The 6,093-nt window shown below is 41.9% G+C and carries 5 protein-coding genes; all 5 read right to left on the reverse strand.

What is annotated here, in order from left to right:
- Window positions 1-1,382: glycoside hydrolase family 140 protein (locus ACT8YW_RS18175; protein WP_444106607.1), on the reverse strand; the 1,382-nt coding region annotated here is incomplete at its 3' end.
- 23 nt (window positions 1,383-1,405) lie between these two features.
- A complete protein-coding gene (locus ACT8YW_RS18180; RefSeq protein WP_008999537.1) occupies window positions 1,406-2,608 on the reverse strand; it encodes a glycoside hydrolase family 88/105 protein in 1,203 nt (400 codons plus the stop codon).
- Window positions 2,609-2,621: 13 nt separating this feature from the next.
- A complete protein-coding gene (locus ACT8YW_RS18185) occupies window positions 2,622-5,090 on the reverse strand; it encodes a glycoside hydrolase family 95 protein (RefSeq protein ID WP_444106609.1) in 2,469 nt (822 codons plus the stop codon).
- 185 nt (window positions 5,091-5,275) lie between these two features.
- Window positions 5,276-5,566 (reverse strand): helix-turn-helix domain-containing protein, encoded by a 291-nt coding sequence (locus ACT8YW_RS18190; protein WP_117933613.1) that lies wholly within the window; start codon window positions 5,564-5,566, stop codon window positions 5,276-5,278.
- Complete coding sequence (locus ACT8YW_RS18195; protein WP_444106611.1) at window positions 5,563-5,919, reverse strand: type II toxin-antitoxin system RelE/ParE family toxin; 357 nt, start codon at window positions 5,917-5,919, stop codon at window positions 5,563-5,565. The genes ACT8YW_RS18190 and ACT8YW_RS18195 overlap by 4 nt, the downstream gene beginning before the upstream one ends.
- Window positions 5,920-6,093 lie beyond the last annotated feature (174 nt).

Here is a 6,093-nt window from a genome sequence, read left to right on the forward strand (position 1 = left end):
ATATGATCGTTTCCACTGCAATAACCACTGTCATGTTGAAATTTGTGCACTCCGTTATCAAATTCTCCGATGTATTCCAGTTTACCATCTTTCGTAGTGTACCACCAGGCATTCTTTTTCGCACCGCTAATTTTATTGAAATCAACTTCCATTGGACGTCCGGTGTAGTTGTACACCATCAGATAATCATTACCACGGGTAGCGATGGCGCGGTCATAGCGTTCTCCATTCTGTCCTACGATGACAGATTGATCGGGTATGCGTTCGAAGAACGGGAAAGTCAGCATCAGGTTTTTCAGATACTTCATTTGATTGTAACCCGGATCATCCAGTGCTTCATACCAAGGCTTTTTAGCGCCATAAGCACCACCTACACCCGGTTTGATAAATTGCATGATAGAATTATGACCGTATGTATGTCCGAAAGAACCGGCAAATACCGACCAGTAAGCATACCGGCGTACATCATAGTCTTTCCAGAGCAATTCATGCTCATCATGCAAGCCATGAGGAATTTCTTCGTAAATCGGTTCACCGTCAATCACGGGTTTCATAGGCTTCATGGCCAAGCTACGCTCTACGAAACGCCAGTTATCTTCTTCCGTATTCTCTTCGATAGGATAATCACCGTCTCCGAAACGTTGTCCGTAGCGGCGGTGTCCGCTTTGAAACATGTTGAAATCCAACCAGGAAGCATTGTTAAACCAAGTAGCAGAAGTTGTTCTTCCACGCGGATGGAATGTCATCAGGTGATTCTTGTCGATAGCTTTGATAGAAGTGGCCAGAGCTTCCCATTCAGCGGTTTTCACATCGCCACGGATGTCTCCGCCGATAAACCAGATAATGTTCGGTTCGTCCTTATAACGTTCTGCCAGAAACTTACCGTATGCTTTTGCCTGGTCAACAGTCATTTCACCCCGGTTCACAGGACTTCCCCAAATACAGACCATACCAATATACAAACCCTTCTTTGCTGCTGTACGGATAATATAATCCATGTGATCCCAATAACCGTATACACCTTTTTGATTGATGTTTTTGAAGTTATATCCGTCAATCATCGAATACTGTCCGTAGATATTCATAGACGGAACATTATTCAATGTTTGAACCTGAATCACATTATATCCGCGGCGTTTACATTGTTCCAGATAATATTCGGCTTCATCCCGGTTCAAGCGTTCGGGTAATAACCATCCCGTTTCGCCTAACCAAAAGAAAGGAGCACCGTTTTCATGTTTCAGGTAACGTCCCTCTTCGGAAACTACAAGCTTTCCGTTGTTCCAGGGAATGTACGTCTTTTGCGTTTTCTTCTGTGCCGCTGCCGGGATAACTAAAGTTAGCAACAGCAATAAGAGAGGAAGAATCTTGAATTTTCTCATTGTATTTTATCGTTTTTAGTTTATTACTTTGTGGTGAGTTTCTCGTATTCAATAGCAGCCAGAATAAATGAACCGACCGATTTCGGATCATTCTCTATGATCGGTTCACTGATATAATATTCAAATGAGCCGTCACGGTATCTTTTCGAGTCTCCGCCCAATCCTGCCACTGCACAGCAGTTAGTGATTGTATAGCTACCATCTTCTTCAAGACGGGTGAATGTCTTTACCATTCCATCAAAGGCTTTCTTTGTCGGTTCGATATATTCGTTGCCAAGATATCCTTTATTGATAGCTTTGGCGAGAGTGTAGACAAACAAGGCAGTAGCAGATGACTCCAGATAATTACCTTCCCGTGCTCCCTGATCGGTCACCTGATACCAGGTTCCTGATTGAGGATCCTGATATTTAACAATCGTTTTTGCCAATCCTTGCAAAATCTGTATAATACTATCGCGTCCGGCAGTTTCCTGTGGCAGGAAGTCCAGTACATCTACGATAGCCGCTCCGTACCATCCGATACTGCGACTCCAGAAATTAGGAGAGCAACCCGTTTCGGGGTTTGCCCATTTCTGTTCCCGGCTTTCATCCCATCCGTGATAATACAATCCTGTTGCAGGATCATAAGTCTTACTATTTATTAAAAGAATCTGTTTCTTCGCTTCGTCAAATAAAGCCGGTTCATTGAAAGTGGCTCCATATTGAACCAGATAGGGAGAAGCCATAAAGATTCCGTCCAGCCACATTTGATGAGGGTATCTCAATTTATGCCAGAACCCTCCTTCACTGGTGCGGGGCTGCTCTGTCATTTGTTTGCGCAAAGTATCCATGGCAATTTTGTAACGTTCGTCTCCGGTCTGTGCATAAAGATCAAAAAGAATCTTTCCGCCGTTGACGTTATCAATATTGAATGAAAGATATTTCATGGTTTTGATACACCCGTCGGCATCGATCAAGCTATCCGCATAGATCTTGGCATAATCATAATATGTGCTATCTCCGGTATGTTTCCATTCTTCCAACATGGATTTCACTACCAGTCCGTGGGTATATCCCCAACGTGGTTTCTTAGCTTTTTCAATCATCCAGGGTTCGGGGAAACGTTTCATTTCGGAGCGTGCCATGCGTTCACTCCATTTTTCCGTTTCTACTTTTTGAGGTGCTGTGCATGCCAGGAAACAAACCGTTCCACAAGCCACCATCAGTTTTAATAAGTTTTTGTTCATATCGGTCGAGTTATTATTTTCCAATCAATATATATTCTTGCCCTGCTTTGGTAGGCAGATCATAGATGTAAGTTTCTGCAATTTCCACCTTATTCAGGTTTGCCTTTTCATTAATCAATGGTTCGGGAATAGTGGGAACAGCATAAAGAGGATTCGGATTTTCACCTTTGGCACGCTTCAGCCCCTTGCCTGTTAATGGGTTGAGTGAACGTAAGCGACAGTTACCTCCCTTATGAGATTTCACAACCAAACGGCTTACTTTTCCGTTTTTCCAGCTCAAATCAAGCTCGAAACCTCCACGTGCAATAATTCCTTTGATAGAACCTTCCTGCCAGACGGTAGGAAGTGCAGGAAGCAGATAAATAAAACCATCGTAACTTTGCATCAACATTTCTGCAATACCTGCGGCACAACCGAAGTTTCCATCAATCTGGAATGGCGGATGCGCATCGAACAGGTTAGGATAGGTGCCTCCTTTTTTCTTCTCATTGCGCACAAGAGTCAACTGATCTGTAATCAGTTTGTAAGCATGGTCACCATCAAGAAGGCGTGCCCAGAGGCAAACTTTCCATCCCATGCTCCATCCGGTCGACGGGTCTCCGCGATGAATCAGAGAAGTACGTGCTGCATCGAATAATTCAGGAGTACGATAAGGAGAAATCTGATTGCTGGGGAATAGTCCGTATAAATGAGAAATGTGGCGGTGTACATCCTTCGGGTCATCCCAGTCGAACATCCATTCCTGTAGTTGTCCCCAGTGTCCTACTTGCATAGGAGCCATTTCTTTGAGACGTTGGGCCAGGTGAGTGGCAAATTCCTGATCTGTGTCCAGTATTTGAGAAGCAGATATAATTGTTGTCCAAAGATCGAAGACCAATTGGTTGTCCATGGTGCATCCGGCAGCTGTTGTGGCTTTCCCATTACTCCCCGAATGTACATTCTCCGGTGAATTACTGGGGCAGACTACCAACCAGTTGTGTACCGGCTCTTTCACCATGATTTCATCAAAGAAACGTCCGGACTCTTTCAGTATCGGGTAAACAGAACGCAGGAACTCAATATCTCCGGTGTATAGATAACGTTCCCAGAGATGTCGGCAAAGCCATGCACCACCACTGGGCCACATACCTGAAGGAGCTTTATCAACCGCCCCTGTGATGCGCCATATATCCGTGTTATGATGTAATACCCATCCGTTGGCTCCATACATAACCTTAGCCGTCTCTTTTCCTGTATCGCTAACCTCTTTTATCAAGCGGAATAACGGTTCATTCAACTCACTTAGATTTGTTACTTCCGAAGGCCAGTAATTCATTTCCAAATTGATATTACAAGTATATTTGCTGTCCCAGGAAGGGAATAATTTATCATTCCAGATTCCTTGCAGGTTGGCGGGCTGTCCTCCCGGTTGGGAAGAACAGATCAGCAGATAACGTCCAAATTGGAAATAAGTGGCAACCAGATGGGCATCATTGGTGTTCTTGAAATTTTCCACACGCTTATCGGTTGGCACATTTGAATATTGGTCTTTTCCTAAATCGAGAGAAACGCGTGTCAGGTATTGCCGATAGAAATCAATGTGATTCTTCTTCGATTCGATGAATGGATGAACCATTGCTTTCTCCAAATAGTTCTTTGCCCGTTCTATCTGATTACCGGTGATGTCTTGATAATTATTGAAATTAGTTGCAATAGATACATAGACGATTGCTTCGTCAGCTTTCTCAACAGAAAGTATCCCATCGGCACAAGCTATTTCTCCACCTTTATTTTTAGCAGTCAATCTGCCTTGAAATTCCACTTTCCCTTTCAATCCCTCATGCAAGGAGGATACTCCTGAAAGAGTTACGCAGTTTCCTTCTTCTGAAGCGATCATTACGTCCTGGTGAGGCGAAGTCAGTTGAGCGTTAAATGTAACTTGTCCGGGACGATTGGCAGTCAGTCGCACCATTACTACCTGATCGGTAAATGAAGTAATCGTTTCGCGTTGATATTGCACTCCGTCTACTTCATAACGCACTATCACGCGGGCTGAATCCAGACTTAACTCCCGATAATAGTTGGAATAACGGGTATGACCGGGAAAGGCAATTCGCAAATCACCGAAACTTTGATACGGCATTCCGGAATTCGTCTTTGCCATCACCTTTTCTGTAGCGAGAGTCTGTGCTTCCAGATATTTTCCGGCAAAAACAAGTTCACGCACTTTGGGAATATACTCCAGCGCGTCCGGATTAGCATTGTTATTGGGGCGTCCTGCCCAGATCGTTTCTTCGTTTAGTTGTATTTGTTCTGTCCCTGGTGTCCCATAAACCATGGCTCCCAGGCGTCCATTTCCCAAAGGTAGTGCTTCTGTCCATACCTGTGCCGGGCAGTCATACCATAGTTTATATTCTTGTGCAGACACATTCGTTTCCTGCGCATGAATGCAGCCCACAGACATCAGTACAAACAAATACCCGATTAATCTCTTTTTATTCATTTCTATCTAACTGCTTTTATACTTTTATAAAAGGACGTTTAATGGGGAATTTTGTACCTAGTAAATAAGTAAAAGAAGTTGGGATAATAAAAACTTCCAAGGTCATTACTTGTATTGAACTCTTTCACAGTAATTGCCTTGGAAGTCTCTAATGAATATGATACAAATATACTTTGTATTCAGGTTTATATTTCTACTTCGATATTCAACTTACCACCCAATCCACGTTCAACAATATCAAACAATGTTTTTAGTGTGATATTTCCGCCATCATTTTCTACTTTTGAAATGAATGTACGTTTTTTATCTATACGGGCAGCAAGTTCAGCCTGTGTCATCTCTTTTTTTTCACGGGCTGCACGAATTTTTAAACCAATGCGTAACGCATCTAAATCTCGTTCCAGCTTATCACGTTCAGTTGTACCAACCTTACCATAATATTGGTCTTTGATTTGATCTAATGATTTAGTGTTCATTTCTTTTCTTCCTTTTCTTTTTCATCATAATATTCAGCCATAAGACGGACTGCTTTGTCTATTTCTCCTCTAGGAATTTTTTGAGTTTTCTTTTGGAAGCCACTAAGTAACACAACCAATTTACCTCCATCAAAAAAGCAAAATATACGGAATATATTATTGCCTAGTTGTATCCGAACCTCAAACAGTCCATTTGTACCCTCTATATATTTCAGGAAAGTCGTCGGAATACGATCAATTTGCTCAATTATATCCAGGACTTTGATGATTTTATCTTTTACTTTTGGTGGTTGTCCTTTAAAAAACTCATCAAAGTACTCTTTATAAGTTATAACTTCCCGAACTTTTTTCATTTTACAAAGGTAACTTATAAATTACATTTTAGCAATTATATCATCGTTTTTCTCTTAAATTTATATTTTAAATGAAACAAATCGCGTTTTAGCTTGAAGTAAAAATGTTCTTTGGAGATTTCTACTAACTTATTATTCTTTCAGTTGCCATACTTTGAAATATACTTCCTATAT

Origin of the sequence: Bacteroides sp. (assembly GCF_052357945.1) — a bacterium.
Classification (GTDB): Bacteria; Bacteroidota; Bacteroidia; order Bacteroidales; family Bacteroidaceae; genus Bacteroides.

Bases quoted from the DNA above. Each gene is read 5' to 3' on its own strand.
- ACT8YW_RS18185 (WP_444106609.1), bottom strand. From the start codon at position 5,090: ATGAATAAAAAGAGATTAATCGGGTATTTGTTTGTACTGATGTCTGTG.
- ACT8YW_RS18190 (WP_117933613.1), bottom strand. From the start codon at position 5,566: ATGAACACTAAATCATTAGATCAAATCAAAGACCAATATTATGGTAAG.
- ACT8YW_RS18195 (WP_444106611.1), bottom strand. From the start codon at position 5,919: ATGAAAAAAGTTCGGGAAGTTATAACTTATAAAGAGTACTTTGATGAG.
- ACT8YW_RS18180 (WP_008999537.1), bottom strand. From the start codon at position 2,608: ATGAACAAAAACTTATTAAAACTGATGGTGGCTTGTGGAACGGTTTGT.